Here is a 16,255-nt window from a genome sequence, read left to right as displayed (position 1 = left end):
CCCTTGAGTCATTACTGATCTATTTCAGCTAACAGCGCCTTGGCAAATCCGCTATCATTTACCAAAACTACTGCACGCAATTCTTTTCCAATAGCCTGTCCCAGTTCCTCCTTCGTCAATAATGTACGCAACGGAACTCCATGAGTTTCGGCCATTTGAGTATATTTTTTTGTATTATTTACAGCGCAATCCATTGCTAAAATTACCAACGGTGCGCCACCGCGTTTCACGGCTTTTTCAACGGCAAAGTCTCCGGAAATCAACTTGCCCGCACGCTGTGCCAAGCCGAGAAGATTTTTAATTTTCTGCTCATTCATGTAATAATGCATCCTTCAGTGCCGCATAAACTTCGGCGGACACACTTTTTTTCAATGAACGCTCCAAACGTTTTGCCTTGTATGCCTCTTCGAAGCAAGACTCCTTCGGTTCGATATATGCACCGCGACCGGCGGCTTTTCCGGTACGATCCAAGGAAATCTCTCCTTCCGGCGAGCACACGATTCTGAGCAACTCCTTTTTGGGGCGAAGCTCACCACAGCCTACGCAAACACGCATGGGCGGGGTTTTCTTTTTCATTCCGCATCTCCTGTGGATTCTACAACAGAATCATCGGCTGCACTTACAGCATCATCTGCTTCTTCAGCCTGTGATTCACTCTTAATATCGATTTTCCAGTTTGTCAGTTTAGCGGCCAAACGTGCATTTTGACCGGCTTTACCGATAGCCAAGGACAACTGATAATCCGGTACAACAACACGGGATGCTTTTTCGTCTTCCTGAACGGTAACGGAAATTACCTTCGCCGGACTCAATGAATTAGCAATGTATACCGCCGGATCTTCGTCCCATTTTACAATATCGATTTTTTCATCCTGCAATTCATCAACGATGTTCTGTACACGCTGACCACGCGGTCCTACGCAAGCACCTACGGCATCGATGGTTTCGTCGCGAGAGAACACGGCAATTTTAGAGCGCATGCCCGGTTCACGTGCCACCGATTTTAACTCGATAACGCCTTCCTTAATTTCCGGAACTTCCAATTCAAACAAGCGCTTTAATAATCCCGGATGGGTACGGGAAATCATAATCTGAGGACCTTTGGTGGTTTTCTTTACTTCCACAATATAGCATTTCAAGCGATCGCCGACCTGATAGGATTCTCCGGGAATTTGTTCTGCCGGAGGCAAAATAGCTTCCGTTTTTCCCAAGTTGATGAACGCATTACGACCTTCCACGCGTTCGATAACGCCGGTAATGATATCGCCTTCGCGGCTGAAGTATTCTTCGTATACAATGCTGCGCTCTGCTTCTTTAAGACGCTGCGTAAGCATTTGCTTTGCCGTATGGGCCGCACTGCGTCCAAAATTCGACGGCGTTACGTTAACAGCTACGATATCGCCGACTTCGTACCGCAAATCCTGCATCCGTGCATCATCAAGACTGATTTGTGTGGCATCATCGGTAACGTCTTCCACAACCTGTTTTTTAGCCAGCACACGATAGTCACCGGTTTCGCGATTAATTTCTACATAAGCTTCGGGGTTAAATCCCGGCTCTTTGCGATACGCTTGCAATAAAGCAACCTCCAAAGATTCAAAGATAACCTCCGGTGCCAATCCTTTATTCTTTGTTAACACCGAAACCGCTTGTACTAATTCTTGACTCACTGTCTATTCCTCCAATAATTATTCTTCAGTTGTTATGTGATTCACTTCATTAAAATTCAAAATGAAGTCGAATCTGAGCAATGGCGCTGCGTTCCAACGTCATCGTTTCCTTTTCGGTAATAATAGTAATGGTTGTATCAGTATAATCACCGAGTTCACCGGTAAATTGTTTGCTGCCATTTACCGGTTTAAAGAGCTGGACATCTACCTTACTGCCTTTGTAACGGATAAAGTCCTTTTCTTTCTTCAATACGCGATCAAGTCCCGGCGAAGATACTTCCAATAAATAATTTTCCTTAATCGGATCCTTCTTATCCAATACTTCGCTTAACTTTTCGCTGACCATTTGGCAGTCGTCCAAATCAACGCCGCCTTGCTTATCGAGATATACCCGTAAGTACCAGTCGCGCTCACGCACGTATTCTACGTCGACCAGCTCCATATCGGTATCTGCAATAATGGTCTCCACAATCGAAGTAACCAACTCTTCTACTGCTTCTCGTTTCATCGCTGTCGCCTCCTTTATATAGTTTTCTATCTATGCTGCGATGGTTAACTCTCGTCAGTATAAATTAAAGAGTGAGCCAAAGCCCACTCTTTTAACAGTTTATATAAAAGTCATGTAACATTATATCATCAAACACATAGATGCGCAAATAAAATGTACATCGCTCATGTTCATTAACCGACCTTGTATCCGCATGCATGTGAAACGGTGATAAAGTCATTTCGTAAAAGTGATTACAGGCGTCCTGCCAAGTCCGTCAAGATATCTTCCAAATGCTCGCGAAGCACCTGCTCCAGCTTTGGAAGTGTCTTCGCATCTAAGCGATGGCTGATTTCCGGGAAGTTATGTCGTCGCAGCTCTGCGAAAAATTCATCGCGCAGCACATTGTAAAACAATAATAAGCCGGACCGATCGTCGGGACGACAATACTCACAGATAATATAGGAGCCGTTGATCATGCGTATCGCTTTATCCGGCGTAATGTCCCTTACAAATTCACCGATGCTCGGCGGTAATATGTCTTCATACTTCCAAGTAGGTAATTGTTTGTTCTTATACGCGTAGGTAAATCCTTTTTCCGGAGTGATCAGCAACGACGTCAATCCCTCTACACAACGCGCTTTCATGCCATCCCAATAGGATGTTACCTCTTCGCGGACAAAGCTAATGTCAGTAAACTCAAATAACGGCATGCGTACATGCACGGTATAATCCTCGACTTCCTTATCGTACAAGGCTTCCCATCGCCATCCCTTGTCATTTTCATAAGAGAAGAGATGATAGCCCGCATCATCCGCCGTGCATTCGACAGTAAGCGTAAAATCCGCAATTGTCGGTGGCAACCAGGAAAAATCCAGGTCTTTGCATGCTTCAATAATTTTTTCCACTGTTACCTACCTCTCTACTTGCCATCAGTTACATCTTCATACAACTCGGTGTATCGTTTTTGGTTGGCCAGTACACTGCGTACATAATTGCGCGTTTCTCCGAAAGGAATCGCATCAATATCATTAAAGCTATCGTCCCAACCGTATTCCTTCATCCATTCTTCCACGTGACCGCGACCGGCATTGTACGCAGCCAAGGCTAAAATTTCATTGCCTTTAAACTCATCCAACAGATATGCTAAATACCATGTTCCCAGTTTAATATTGGTAGCCGGTTCCTTAATATCTTCATCAGTCATCTTGGGCTGATTCAGTTGTTCCGCAATCCAATGCGCCGTATCCGGCATGAGTTGCATAAGCCCCATAGCGCCCGGAGCCGACTTGGCATCTTCTTTGAACTTACTTTCTGCCAATATCACACCGGCTACTAATGACGGCGATACCTTATTTTCCTGTGCTGCCGTCACTACGATTTCTCTGTGATCGAAAGGATACGCGTAAAGCCTTGCCAAACATGGCATGCCATAGCTGTAATAATACAGTCCTACAATAATGGCTGTCCAAGCCAAAAAGGTCTTACCTCGCACCGTGTCCCTCCTTTACCGCGCCTGTAACGCAAAAAGATGTTTCTTTCCATTCCATAATACACGTAACTTCTGTTCTAATTCTTCCGGTGTACCGTTATTATCGATAATCTGATCACTGTACGGACGCTTCTCATCGAATGACATTTGACTGGCGATTCGGTGACTTGCTTCTTCCTCCGAATAGCCGTTGCGCTCCATCAAGCGATGCAGCTGCGTTTCCGGCGATACATAAACCAGCCATACTTCATCCATGTCTTTATACCATTCCGTTTCGATTAAAAGCGGAATATCATAAATAGCCGCCGCATAGCCTTGAGCCTCCAGTTGCTTTGCTTTTGCATCAATCGCCTCTTTGATAAAACCATGCAACAATGCATTCAGCTGTTTGCGCTTTGCTTCATCGGTAAATACGATAGCACCGAGGGCCGCTCTATCCAGCGTTCCGTCCGTTGTTACTATATCATCTCCGAATGCGTCGCGCAAGGCTGCCAGCCCCGGCGTACCGGGTTCCACCACTTCTCTCGCTACCAAATCCGCATCGATGGCTACCGCACCATGCCGTAAAAGCCAATTAACAACTGTGCTTTTCCCAGAAGCGATGCCGCCGGTTAATCCGATTTTATACATACCTGTTCCTCGATTCTTTATTTTTGGCAATGTGAACAATACACTGTATGACGACCGCCCAATACAGTGTCTTCCAATATGCGCTTGCATCGTACGCAAGGTTTACCGGCACGGCCGTAAACAGCAAGATACTCTTGATTATGTCCCGCTTTGCCTTCCCCGTTGCGATAATCCCTAAAGCTTGTGCCACCACGTTCCAAGCTGTCCCGCAACACCTTTCGAATGGCCCTGTGCAAAGAAGCACACTCTTTTTCGGTCAAGCTGTCTGCCCGGCGGCGCGGATGAATCCGCGCCAGAAACAGCGCCTCATCCGCATAGATATTACCAATGCCGGCCACATATTTTTGGTTGAGCAAAAATACTTTAATCGGTGTACTGTGACGCGAAGTCATAGCATACAGCTTTGCTCCCGTAAATGCCGTACTCAGCGGTTCAACGCCCATCTGCAATAAGCCGGGTAAATCAATGTCCTTTGACGAAGCAAAAAGGTATAGCGCACCTAACGTGCGGATATCACCAAAGGCCAACACACTGCCATCGTCCAAATAAAACAGCACTCTGTCAAAGCGTTCCGTCCTCGGCGTACTGCGATAAATTAAACGTCCCGTCAGTTTTAAATGAACAATAAGCAAAGTCCCGTTTTCCATGGAAAGCACTAAATATTTCCCGCGACGCTTCACGCCGGTAATCACAGCATCGGTCAATACTTGCGATGCAACTTCAGCTGTTGTATTACGCCACATCCGCGGCAGCAAGGAATCGATCCTACCGATGCGTTTCCCTGCTACTTGGCTGTCGATGTAGCGTCGTATCAATTCCACTTCCGGTAATTCAGGCATAGTACCTCCTATTTTACATCCGCCCATGTAGTGGCACTATGTACATCGACAATAAGCGGTACTGCCAGCTGTACTACCGATTCCATACATTCTTTCAGCAGCGCTTCTACGGCATCCTTTTCCTCATTGGTAACTTCCAGCACCAATTCATCGTGCACCTGCAATAAAAGTCGTGATGTATAACCGTCGTCACGGAGCCGTGCCTCTACCTTATTCATGGCTAGCTTAATAATATCCGCCGCCGTCCCTTGAATCGGCGTATTCATCGCCGTGCGTTCCGCAAAGGAGCGACGATTGAAATTACGACTATTAATATCCGGCAATGCACGCAAACGACCGAACATAGTCCGTACCATTCCGGTTTCATGAGCCATCGCTACCATAGCATCCATATAAGCTTTAACCTTCGGATAGCGGCTGAAATATAAGGAAATATAATTCTTAGCTGCTTCGCGCGTAATTCCCAAATCACGTGACAAACCAAAATCACTGATGCCATAGATAATCCCAAAGTTAACAGCCTTTGCGTGCGATCGTTCTTCCGATGTTACCTCTTCCGGGGATTTTCCCAGTACCTCGGCCGCCGTGAAGCGATGGATATCCATACCATCGTTAAATGCCTTGATCAACGCCGGATCTTCGGATAAATGGGCCAATACACGCAATTCGATTTGTGAATAATCCGCGCTTACCAACCAATCATAGCCTTCGCCGGGTAAGAACAAGCCGCGAATTTCTTTTCCCTTTTCCGTCCGCACCGGAATATTCTGTAAATTCGGATTGGAACTGCTCAATCGTCCCGTCGCCGTGACCATCTGATTAAAGCTGGTGTGAATACGTTTCGTATCGGGATTGATCAAGTCCTCCAGACCATCAATATATGTAGATAATAGCTTGGCTACCGTGCGATATGCCAGGATATCTTCCACAATCGGGTGTTCCGCGCGCAGCATATCAAGAACCTCCGCATCTGTGGAGTAACCTGTTTTTGTCTTTTTAATCACCGGCAGTTGTAAGGTTTCAAACAAAATATGTCCCAACTGTTTCGGCGAGTTAATGTTAAAGGTTTCGCCGGCTTCCTCGTAAATACGTTGACGAAGTGTTTCTACTTCCTCGGTAAAACGCTGACGCAGTGCTTGCAATCGTTCCGGATTAATATAAATGCCATTCTTTTCCATCACAGCCAGGGTATACACCAACGGAAGCTCTACATCCTTATATAAGTCCCACAGCTGCTGTTCCTTCAATAGATGTACCGCCGGACCATACATAGCCTGTAACGCCACAGCCGTCCCGGCCAGTTCCATCGCACCGCCGTCGGGCACGGCGGGCACCTCGAAGCGTTCACACAAATAGCCGATGCCATAATTGGTACGCGTCGGATCGGCCAGATACGCCATTAGCGTAACATCATAAAGACGAACGGCTTCGGCCTCATCCTCTGTATTTGATGCCGCAGTATAAATAGCAATATCTGCCGGTGCCGTCACACCCAACATTTCCAGTAGCATTTTGCTATCCGTTGTTATGACGGCTTTTGCTTCATTGCAGGCACGCAATACTGTTTCACGATTGGCATCATCACCGCCCAAACGAATCACGTCATCACCATTACTGATGAATACTACCTTAGGATCCCAAAACGGAGATGTCCCGGCAGCCTCAAAAGCGATGGATATCACTTTATCCTGCCAGAAACTCGGCACAAAGGCTTCCTTTTCCTGCCAAGTAATCTCCGGCGGATTGGCAAAATCAGCAAACAGCGAATCACTGTCACCGGTATGCGTTGCGCTTTCCTCCAGTCCCATTGCCCGCATCAATCGCGGCGTTACGGCGTGAAATCCCAGCTTATCAAACAGGGGAATAAATTCCGTAGTATGTGCATGTTGTACAAAATCATTCAATGTATAGGGCAAATCCATGTCCGTCTTAATCGTTGCCAATTCACGGGATAAAAAGGCCAAGTCCTTATTTTCCGTTAACCGTTCCTTCAACTTTTTTCCGCTTACTGCTTCAAGATTATCATATACGCCTTCCAAGCTACCGAACTGGTTTAATAATTTCAATGCCGTCTTTTCACCGACGCCGGGAACGCCGGGAATATTATCCGAGCTGTCCCCCATAAGCGATTTCATTTCGATGACTAACTCCGGACCGTATCCGTAAATTTCCTTCATCGTATCCGGCGTTACCGTCAGCATGTCGGAAATTCCTTTTTTGGTAAGCAGCACACGACTGTACTCATCAACCAATTGCAGGCTGTCACGATCCCCCGTAATAATATACACATCGGTGTCCGCATTGCCCAGGGACTTACTGAGAGAACCGATAATATCGTCCCCTTCGTACCCTTCCTCTTCGATAACTTTAATCCCCAATGCCTCTAACACTTCACGGATTAACGCAAACTGCGGTCGTAAATCGTCCGGCGCGTTGGGACGGTTTCCCTTATAATCCGGATATAGTTCCGTACGAAATGTTTCTTTTCCTTTATCAAATGCCACCGCAATATAATCGGGATGGATTTCATCATACAATTTTGTTAGCATGGTTAAGAAGCCGTACACTGCATTGGTAGGAACACCTAATGCATTATTCAGCGGCGGAAGCGCAAAAAAAGCGCGATACAGTAAGCTACTGCCGTCTATAATCATTAATTTACTCATAACACACCTCGCATTTCATATCTTCCGCTATTATACCACAAATCCTGTACTATAAGGTATTGCGCAACGCTAATCTCTATGCTATAATTATTCGAGTATAATGTTAGTACATAAGGAGGTGACTCAATTGCCGAATATCAAATCCAGTATTAGAAGCGTAAAAACGGATGCTGAACGTCGTGCGAAAAATGCCGCTGTGAAATCCCAGATTCGTACAGTAACCCGCAAAACGGTTGAAGCTGTTCAAGCCGGCGCAGTAGAAGATGCTAAAAAAGCACTTGTTCAAGCTACTAGCGTAATTGATAAAGCAGCCTCCAAAGGCGTTCTTCATAAAAACACGGCAGCCCGTAAAAAATCTAACTTGGCTGCTAAGGTTAATGCTCTTTAATCAGCTGCAGAAAAGACTATCGAATACCGATAGTCTTTTTTTATTCCCTAAAAAGATTATATAAAAAAAGAGTTATAGGACAAAACAAAACCTCCGTCCCGTATCGGTACCATAACCCATACAAGACGGAGGCTTTTATTTTATGTACGTTCTACTATTTTATATATGTTCTACTGTTTTATGTACGTCTACTATGTGGAATACGTTCTACCCGTCTACTATATAACAGACCTTACATCGTATTCACAACATACTCAGATATTATTGCGGCAGCGCCACTACCGTATCAAATACATCGGCAGCCGATTTAATTTTCTGTTCACCGCCCATAACACTGACGTGATTATCTTTCATGACAGACTCTACAACATCAGCCAATGCACGGATATCCTCTTGCGTACAAGCAATTACCTGCTCGCGGAATTTGCGTTGTTTTTCTTCGCTGCCTTCTCCGAAGTAAATACCCATAGCTCTGGCACCGCGCAAAGACGGTGTTACCGGCAAATCGAGATTACTCATGGTGCCGATAATATATTTACGCATTTCACGTTCCGATACGCTGAACTGACGGAGATACGCCGGCAATTCATCATAAACATGCAAGGACTCCGTTAAGTTAGGATCGCGGTAGCTGCAGAATACCATATTGCCGTTGTTATAGAAATTAGCAAAGGCGCCGTAGGCTCCGCCTTGAACGCGGATGCGAATCCACAAATATTCATAGCGCAGGATATTTTCCAAGACACTCATGGCACCTACATGGGTATAGCCATGATCCTTGAAATTACCGCCTTTCGCTACATACTGTACCTTACCGCTGGTGATGATGCCTTCGTTTTTGTAATCACCTGTAAATGTCAACACACCGGTAGGCAATGTAGCATCCGGCCATGCGCCGATAACAGGTGTTACTAATTCCTTAAAGCGCGCATACTCTTCTTCTTCACCGACGAACATCACATTTAAATTGGACGTACGGAATAGCTTGGAAGCTACGGCTGCCATCTTTTCACCTAATCGGGAAAGACCTTTTTCATCTTTTACCAATTCCGCTAATTGCGCAAAGTAACCTAGGCCATCAGCCTGACGAAAACGTCCGATGTCGGATACCTGCGCCGTTACCTGTGTGGAAACCAGCGTATGCCCGCGGCGGAAGGCTTCCGTATCCCATACGGCCTTTTCTTCTTTTACAAGTTCCGTCAAGCGCACCGCATCCGTATAACGACTGTGATACAAGAGTTCATCAATAATACGAACCAACTCTTTTAGTTTACTGTGTAATGCTTTTGCACGCACCACCATCAACGGTGTGTATACATCGCGATCACCGCTCTTACCGATGGCTGCCATATCAATACTGAAACCGCCCAGGTTTAAATTAATATCGTTGGCAATCGCTTCATAGCTGTGTGCGTCCGTATCGACCCGACCGATACAATCGCTGAGCACTTCCGCATAGAACAGTTCCTCTTCCGTCAAGCAGTCTACGCCAAAGTAGAACGCCGTATAGTTAATCCCCTTGGCTGCCGTCGGGATAAAGTGAAGTCTTGCGGCCCCCAATGTTTCTTCGCGGCGTTCGATATGTTCTACTTCGGGACTTAAATCGCTAAGCTCCAACAGCGGAATCGTCGCCAAGGCTTCCGGAGAGTCCGGTGCTTCCTGCCGAGCCTTCAAGGCTTTTGTCTGTTCTACAATGGTTTCCAATTCTTCCTTGGACATGGATTCTTTAAGAGCCGCCAACTTTTCTCGCTCTGCCGCTTCCTTCTTTTCCTGCATCCCCTTTTCCGGATAAATGGATACCAATGCTTTGTGAGTATTTGTAAGAATATAGTCAGTAATCAAAGTTTCAAAATAATTACCGTTCAAGCCTTCACGAATTGTACGCAATGCTTCTTCATACGCTAAAATTTCAATCGGATCACGATCGTAAATCCAATTATCCATAACGCGAATGCCGTAAGCCAACCCGATCGGACGACCGCCGAAATCGGCTTCACGCAAAGAAAATTCCGTACTGTTTAAGGATGCTTCCAACATTGTCTTATCAAGACCCTTCGCCACCATATCGCGGAGGGTATCTTCTACAATCGTCTGCAGCTGCCTTTGTTTATTCATGTCGGAGCCGGTAGCCGTAATGTTCCAAATCGGCTGACGCAAGCTGTCCAAATAATAACCGCTGATGTCCGTGCCGATACCTGCTTTTACCAACGCTTGTTTCAACGGTGCTGCCGGCGATGTCAGTAAGGCATGGGTAATAATTTCAAAGGCCAAGCTTTTTTCCGGCGTCATCTCCGGCATGACATAGGTCAAGGAGTGCATGCTCCGTCCCGCTTCGTCTTCATCCTTGCCGATGCTGTACGGATACGATGCTACCTTGCCGGCTTTGAACGGTGCTTGTAAACCGATTTCGGAATCTACCGTAATCGCATCAAAGTCGGACAGGTACTCATCATTAATAAAATCCAACTGTTCCTTGATATTCATCTGTCCGTACAAGAACATATAGCTGTTGGACGGATGGTAATAGCTGTGGTAAAACGCTTTGAAGGCATCGTAGGTTAAATCCGTAATATAATCGGGATCACCGCCGGATTCTACACCGTAGGTAGTATCCGGAAAGAGTTCCGACATCATATGACGTTCCAAAATAGAATCTGCCGAAGAGAATACACCCTTCATTTCATTATATACAACGCCTTTGTACGTCAATTCGTCATCTACGGAATCCAGTTCGTAATGCCAACCTTCCTGCATAACAATCTGCGGATCTTCAGCTACACGCGGATGGAATACCGCATCAAGGTATACATCCATTAAATTGTGGAAATCCTTGTCGTTCTTGCTGGCTACCGGGTACATCGTTTTGTCCGGATAGGTCATGGCATTAAGGAACGTATTCAACGAACCTTTTACCAATTCCACAAAAGGCTCCTTCAGCGGGAATTTTCTAGATCCGCACAATACGGAGTGTTCCATAATATGAGCTACCCCGGTACTATCCTTCGGCGGCGTCCGGAACGAAACGGAAAAGACCTTATTCGTATCCGGCGCATCAATATATAACAAACGTGCCCCCGATTTTTCGTGACGCAGCAAGTACGCTACACCATTGACTTCTTTTACCGTCTCTACACGTTCTACGCGAAAGCCGGCATATGTATCGTTAACTTTCATTAAGCTATCCCTCACTTTTAAATTGTTCTTCTTAGCGTAGGCTGTAAATACATTTTAAATTGCTTTCACTCTGCTTTTAAATTGTTAGCAATTATCATTTTCACAACCTAACATCTGTATTATAACACGAACGGATATTCTTTGCTACCGCTTTCCGGAACGAGCTTTTTTACCATTTTTATGCGTAGCTTCTTTTTTCTCGCCCTTATCCTTTGTATCGACTACGGACTTTGCCAGCGCCGGATAGGATCGATACAGCCAATCGCGAACACTGTCCGACTCGAAGCCCTTGCGCCATGCAGCAAAACCTGCAATTCCTTCTTCGCCTACAAGAGCCAGCTTCTTTTGTAAAGAGGTACTGTCTTCAAACCAAATATCCGTGCGCATATACGCCGTTCCATGTTTACGCATAGGACTATTGTGTGCTATAGCAGATGTGTTGGATGCTTCAGCCGTATCGGATGTATCGGATACATCCTCCTTAACTCTATCCTTATTTACAACGATAGCTACTCCGTCCGCATTCGATGCCGTTTCTGCCGGAGCGCGCACTACCTGTATCGGCACTATACCGAACGGTGTTTCTTCCGCATCCGTTTCCTTTGTTACTGTTATTACAGATGAGCTTTTAGCCGATAGCCCGGATAAACTCTTAGCCGATGCTCCAGACGAACCTTTAGCCGTCGCTCCTGTAGGATGACTCGCATAGGCAGATACCACATCGGCTATATCTTCCTTTAAGGCGTTACGGATATCCGCATTCTCTGTAGAGGTATCCGAAAAGGCAACATGGTACAATCCTTTTTTATCATCCCATGTAACCGATTTGGCATGTGTGGTGCGAATCACTTCGCTATCCGGCATCGCCAATGTTTTAGAGCTTGCCTTACCCGGTTTGCCATCGGCACCGATAGGCGTTGTCCATGTACGCATGTAAAACGGTACCCCCAGAACAGTTTTCTCCGCCGGAATTTCCTTAATGAGCCGTTCCAAATTACGCTTAACCCAAGGATAGCTGGCCACTGGTCCCGCTACGGGACTGGCTGCCCACGTTTCATCATAAGCCATAAGAACCATGTAATCCAACGACTTTGCCAGCGCCGGACGATCATATACCAATGACCAGTTAGGGCTGTTCGAGTATCCCGTAACATCCATAGAGGTATATAGATTATACGCCTGCAGTCCTTTACTCAAATGTTCTACAAAAGCTGTCAAGCGATCCTTGTCTTTAAACTCAATATTTTCAAAATCAAAATTATAGCCGTCATAGCCATACGCCAAGGCATAACCTGCCAGCTCGCGCACATATTCGTCCCAATGACCGGGGTCGGATAAAATGGTATGTGTCAATGTAGGATTAAATTGATTTGTAATCAACGGCCACACCCGATAGCCTAAGGCCGTGTAATTCATGACGTACTCTTCACTGGGTATCCCCGTGGTCTCCACCGTTCCTTTATGGCTTAATTGGAACCAGCTGGGAGAAATAATAGATGTACCAGCAGCGGTCAATGCTCGTTTATACGGTGTACCCGTCGTAGCCGTAGGGTCGAACGCCCAGGCCAACGGTGCCTCTAATGCCTGTTTTACCGGTTTTTCCACTGCGCCTAACTGCGGTGACAGAAGGATACCTTTTTTATTCCGTTGCATAACAACGCCTAATGCCGAAGACGTACGACTAAGATTGACATACTCCTTGCCATTGCGTTGTACAACCGGCAACGGAACCGTACGTTGACCTGTACCGTTGTTGAAAAGCATATCGCCGGCAGGACGCAACCCTTGTAAACGTACTGTGTATCCTCGTTTTGCTTTCACAATGTGGTTTAAATTTGCTTTTTCATATACCGTGAAAGGCACCAAAACCTCATTGTTTTCAACAAGCGCTCCTTCATCAGCCGTCTCTATCGATCCGAAGGCACCTGCCACCGAAATCGGTAATTGCGGCATCATCGTCTGTTCATTGTCCGAATCGACATCCGCACGCTGTGTATGCTTCGGAGCTTCTTCCGCACGGACTACCGTTGTCACTGCCTGCGGCGTTGTTTTGTGCTGTCCTGCTTTTACCACTGTTATTGTTGCGGCCTGTACAGACATCATCGAGCCGATGCCTAGCCCCAGTGCCGTTACTATCCATGTCTTGGTCATGCGTTTTTTCTGCATGAAATATCCTTCCTTATTCTACGGCTATCGATTGATACATGCCAAACAGCTGTACTGCCGTTGCCGTTTGCCGTAATTCTTCGACAGCGGCCGACACATTATCGTAGCCTGTACTCATATCCAAATCAAAGAAAAATTTATATTCCCCCAATCGTCCCTTTGTGGGACGCGATTCGATGCGAACCAAATTAATACCGCGCTTGGCGAAAATGGCTAAACCTTCGTAAAGCGATCCCGGTCGCAAGCCATCCAATTCGCACAGCAGAGATAACTTATGTACCTCTCCCTCCGGCTTTGCCAGCGAAGCCGCACCATGTCTGACCATGATAAACCGCGTTACGTTTAACGTATTATCCTGAATCTCATCGGTCAATCGCTTTAAACCATACGTTTGCCCCAACGCCAATCCGCCGATAGCCGCCATGGCAGTATCGCCTTTATCTGCTACCCATCGCCCGGCCTCCGATGTGGATGCCGTTTCGTGACAATCTGCCTGTGCCAAACGATCCGTAAGAAAACGTTTACATTGTCTAAGTGCTTGCGGATGAGAATAGACTTGACGAATACCGGCCAACTCACTCCCCGGGATCCCCCATGCATAATGGCGAATAGGCATAGTAATCTCACCGCAAATGGCAACATCATTATGCTCCGTCAAATAATCCATCGTAGTAAGCACGCTACCGCCCAGTGAATTTTCTACCGGCACAAACGCAACATCCGCTTCATCGAGCATGCAGGCTTCAATGGCACCATCAATCGTACTTATGGGCTGACGTTTACCTTCTATACCGTGGATAGTACAGTAACGCTGCAACGCCTCTTCCGTAAATGTTCCCTGCGGACCTAAATAACTGATTCGCATGTGTGTCCCCCTTTTCTCTACTGCACAGAATGATTTTATTATAGCACAGGTCTCTTTTCATTGTCATAATGCCGTCACTTAGTTATAATAAACTACAACCGAATAAAAGGAGGGCATTATGCATCAATATTTATTTTTTATCGGGGGATTCCCCGTTCGCGCCTACGGTCTGTTGTTGGCCTTAGGCATTATCTCCGCCGCTTGCGTGGCCTATTATCTAATGAAGAAAGATGGCCGCGGTTGGCACACTCACGTTGTTGATTTCTCTATTTACACAGGTGTAGCCGGTCTTATCGGTGCCAGGTTATGGGATGTATTCTTTTTCGACTGGGCATACTACCACAATCATCTGTGGGAAATTCCCTTTGTCTGGCAAGGCGGCATGGCCATCCAAGGCGGTGTTGTTTTAGGCACGCTGGTAGGCATTTGGTATACGAAGAAGCACGGCATCGATACATGGGCCTTTGCCGATTTATTTGCACCTGCCATAATTCTTGGTCAATCCGTAGGACGTATGGCTAATCTAATGAACGGTGATGCGTTCGGACATCCCACGGGAGGTAACTTCGGTATTCTCTATCCCGAAACCACCTTAGCCTATCGCACGTACGGAGCACAACCGTTATGGCCGGTCGAAATTTGGGAAGGACAAATTGATATTCTCATCTTTGTCGTACTGCTTCTCTTCAGCAGCTTTAAACATGCTAAAGGCCAAGTGTTCGTATTGTATGCCATTCTCTATTCTGCCGCTCGCTTCTGCTTAGAATTCCTTCGCGGTGATTACGTCTCCCTTACCTTAGGATTAAAATCGGCACAAGTAACCAGCCTAACCGTTATGATTATCGGCATCGCTGTCTTTATTTACCTAGGGTGGGCTGACAAACGACACAACCAATCTGTGTAAGACGCAGCTACTACACATATGACACAAGCATAGCGCAATAAACGATCAAGAGGGCCTTCCATGTGTACCACATGAGAGGTCCTTTTCGCTTGGCAGATACCTACCAATGTCTCCGAATCGATACGATGGCCCCTCTCCTTGCCACAGGCACATACCACCGCAACCGAAGGCGGTGTGAAACAACGCTTCGGTTCTTTCTTCATTTTTCCTTTCGCAGCTTCACCTTTCTTTACTGTGGTTTCTTTAGATATGTCTTGTCTAGTCTTGTCTTGTCTATATATGCGCTCGCCTTGTGATTCACTATACGGCTCACTATATTGTTCATCTCGTGATTCATCTCGTACTACATCCTGTACGTCATCCGATTGAACAGTCGATGTATCCTCCTTTGATTCAACCGACGTCGTTACGTGGTTAGGATTCATTTCTTCATTCGATGGTTTCGTATTACCAACATATGCTGTTCTAATTCCTTCATCTGCCAACGAAATGATTTCATATAATGTAGCTAGTCTACGATTGCGCGGCGTATAGCGAATACGTCCGGCACGTTGTAACACAGAACGTGCTCGTTTTACCGCAGAGACAGATAACCCTGTGGCACTGGCTAACGTTGATATAGAAACAGAAAATACCCGCTTCCAACCAAACATATTATTATACTGCATGAGTACAAACCATAATACTCTTGCCGATGAGGACACATCCGGATGTAGCGCAATCCATACGTTAAATTTATTCAACTCTTCCATGTACTTCATGGTATATCGCCTCCATACTCAGAAATCGTAAAGGATTAATCATTTACCCCTCTACTATATACAATCCTTCGGGAAACGATTTTGTAAACCAACATGCAAAATAAATGTAAAAATTTTTCAATTCGTCGAAATGAACGAATGAATATATGATGCAAAAAGACACCTATGATAGTGCTTTGAAGCCCGGTCTTGCGAAGGGCATTCTACATCACA

At 46.0% G+C, this 16,255-nt stretch carries 15 protein-coding genes; 2 read left to right on the top strand and 13 right to left on the bottom strand.

Translation table 11 applies throughout. The features are described 5' to 3' along the window. Positions 1-11: 11 nt before the first annotated feature. The 9 genes from Q5873_RS01580 to polA all read right to left on the bottom strand — a co-directional run bounded on the left by Q5873_RS01580 (position 12) and on the right by polA (position 7,784). Complete coding sequence (locus Q5873_RS01580) at positions 12-317, bottom strand: L7Ae/L30e/S12e/Gadd45 family ribosomal protein (protein ID WP_303059015.1); 306 nt, start codon at positions 315-317, stop codon at positions 12-14. Then, positions 310-576 (bottom strand): RNase P modulator RnpM, encoded by a 267-nt coding sequence (gene rnpM, locus Q5873_RS01575; RefSeq protein WP_028255990.1) that lies wholly within the window; start codon positions 574-576, stop codon positions 310-312. The genes Q5873_RS01580 and rnpM overlap by 8 nt, the downstream gene beginning before the upstream one ends. After that, positions 573-1,670, bottom strand: coding sequence for a transcription termination factor NusA (nusA, locus tag Q5873_RS01570; RefSeq protein ID WP_303059014.1), 1,098 nt, complete (start codon positions 1,668-1,670; stop codon positions 573-575). The genes rnpM and nusA overlap by 4 nt, the downstream gene beginning before the upstream one ends. A 49-nt stretch (positions 1,671-1,719) precedes the next feature. Next, positions 1,720-2,178 (bottom strand): ribosome maturation factor RimP, encoded by a 459-nt coding sequence (rimP, locus tag Q5873_RS01565; protein WP_205088301.1) that lies wholly within the window; start codon positions 2,176-2,178, stop codon positions 1,720-1,722. Between the two features lie 233 nt (positions 2,179-2,411). Beyond that, on the bottom strand, positions 2,412-3,065 hold the full coding sequence (locus Q5873_RS01560; protein ID WP_303059013.1) for a hypothetical protein: 654 nt from the start codon (positions 3,063-3,065) through the stop codon (positions 2,412-2,414). 14 nt (positions 3,066-3,079) lie between these two features. Next, a complete protein-coding gene (locus tag Q5873_RS01555; RefSeq protein ID WP_028255994.1) occupies positions 3,080-3,652 on the bottom strand; it encodes a lytic transglycosylase domain-containing protein in 573 nt (190 codons plus the stop codon). Between the two features lie 12 nt (positions 3,653-3,664). Continuing rightward, positions 3,665-4,279 (bottom strand): dephospho-CoA kinase, encoded by a 615-nt coding sequence (gene coaE / locus Q5873_RS01550; RefSeq protein ID WP_288301823.1) that lies wholly within the window; start codon positions 4,277-4,279, stop codon positions 3,665-3,667. A 17-nt stretch (positions 4,280-4,296) separates the two neighbouring features. Continuing rightward, positions 4,297-5,118: a bifunctional DNA-formamidopyrimidine glycosylase/DNA-(apurinic or apyrimidinic site) lyase gene (gene mutM, locus Q5873_RS01545; RefSeq protein WP_303059012.1), complete on the bottom strand. Its 822-nt coding sequence runs from the start codon at positions 5,116-5,118 to the stop codon at positions 4,297-4,299. 8 nt (positions 5,119-5,126) lie between these two features. Continuing rightward, the gene (gene polA / locus Q5873_RS01540; RefSeq protein ID WP_303059011.1) at positions 5,127-7,784 is read right to left on the bottom strand and encodes a DNA polymerase I; all 2,658 of its coding nucleotides are present in this window, start codon (positions 7,782-7,784) and stop codon (positions 5,127-5,129) included. A gap of 127 nt (positions 7,785-7,911) precedes the next feature. On the opposite strand from polA, the gene rpsT reads away from it, so the two are divergent. Further along, positions 7,912-8,172, top strand: a complete 261-nt coding sequence (gene rpsT / locus Q5873_RS01535; RefSeq protein WP_205088306.1) for a 30S ribosomal protein S20 — start codon at positions 7,912-7,914, stop codon at positions 8,170-8,172. Positions 8,173-8,433: 261 nt separating this feature from the next. On the opposite strand, the gene Q5873_RS01530 is transcribed toward rpsT, so the two are convergent. From Q5873_RS01530 to pheA, 3 genes are all read right to left on the bottom strand, one after another. Beyond that, positions 8,434-11,346: an insulinase family protein gene (locus Q5873_RS01530; RefSeq protein WP_303059010.1), complete on the bottom strand. Its 2,913-nt coding sequence runs from the start codon at positions 11,344-11,346 to the stop codon at positions 8,434-8,436. 144 nt (positions 11,347-11,490) lie between these two features. After that, positions 11,491-13,512, bottom strand: coding sequence for a glycosyl hydrolase family 18 protein (locus Q5873_RS01525; RefSeq protein WP_303059009.1), 2,022 nt, complete (start codon positions 13,510-13,512; stop codon positions 11,491-11,493). Between the two features lie 13 nt (positions 13,513-13,525). Further along, positions 13,526-14,377 (bottom strand): prephenate dehydratase, encoded by an 852-nt coding sequence (gene pheA, locus Q5873_RS01520; RefSeq protein ID WP_303059008.1) that lies wholly within the window; start codon positions 14,375-14,377, stop codon positions 13,526-13,528. Positions 14,378-14,495: 118 nt separating this feature from the next. Here pheA and lgt point away from each other — a divergent pair, with 118 nt between their 5' ends. Further along, positions 14,496-15,281 carry a prolipoprotein diacylglyceryl transferase gene (gene lgt / locus Q5873_RS01515; RefSeq protein WP_303059007.1) on the top strand — a complete coding sequence of 262 codons (786 nt, stop codon included), beginning with the start codon at positions 14,496-14,498 and terminating at the stop codon, positions 15,279-15,281. On the opposite strand, the gene Q5873_RS01510 is transcribed toward lgt, so the two are convergent. Continuing rightward, positions 15,239-16,042 carry a helix-turn-helix domain-containing protein gene (locus tag Q5873_RS01510; protein WP_303059006.1) on the bottom strand — a complete coding sequence of 268 codons (804 nt, stop codon included), beginning with the start codon at positions 16,040-16,042 and terminating at the stop codon, positions 15,239-15,241. The two genes, lgt and Q5873_RS01510, sit on opposite strands and share 43 nt — an antisense overlap. Positions 16,043-16,255: the final 213 nt, after the last annotated feature.

It is taken from the genome of Veillonella magna (assembly GCF_959600285.1).
GTDB classification, from domain to species: domain Bacteria; phylum Bacillota; class Negativicutes; order Veillonellales; family Veillonellaceae; genus Veillonella_A; species Veillonella_A magna.
The sequence above is the reverse complement of the archived record's forward strand: the minus strand, read 5'-3'. Positions and strand labels throughout refer to the sequence as shown.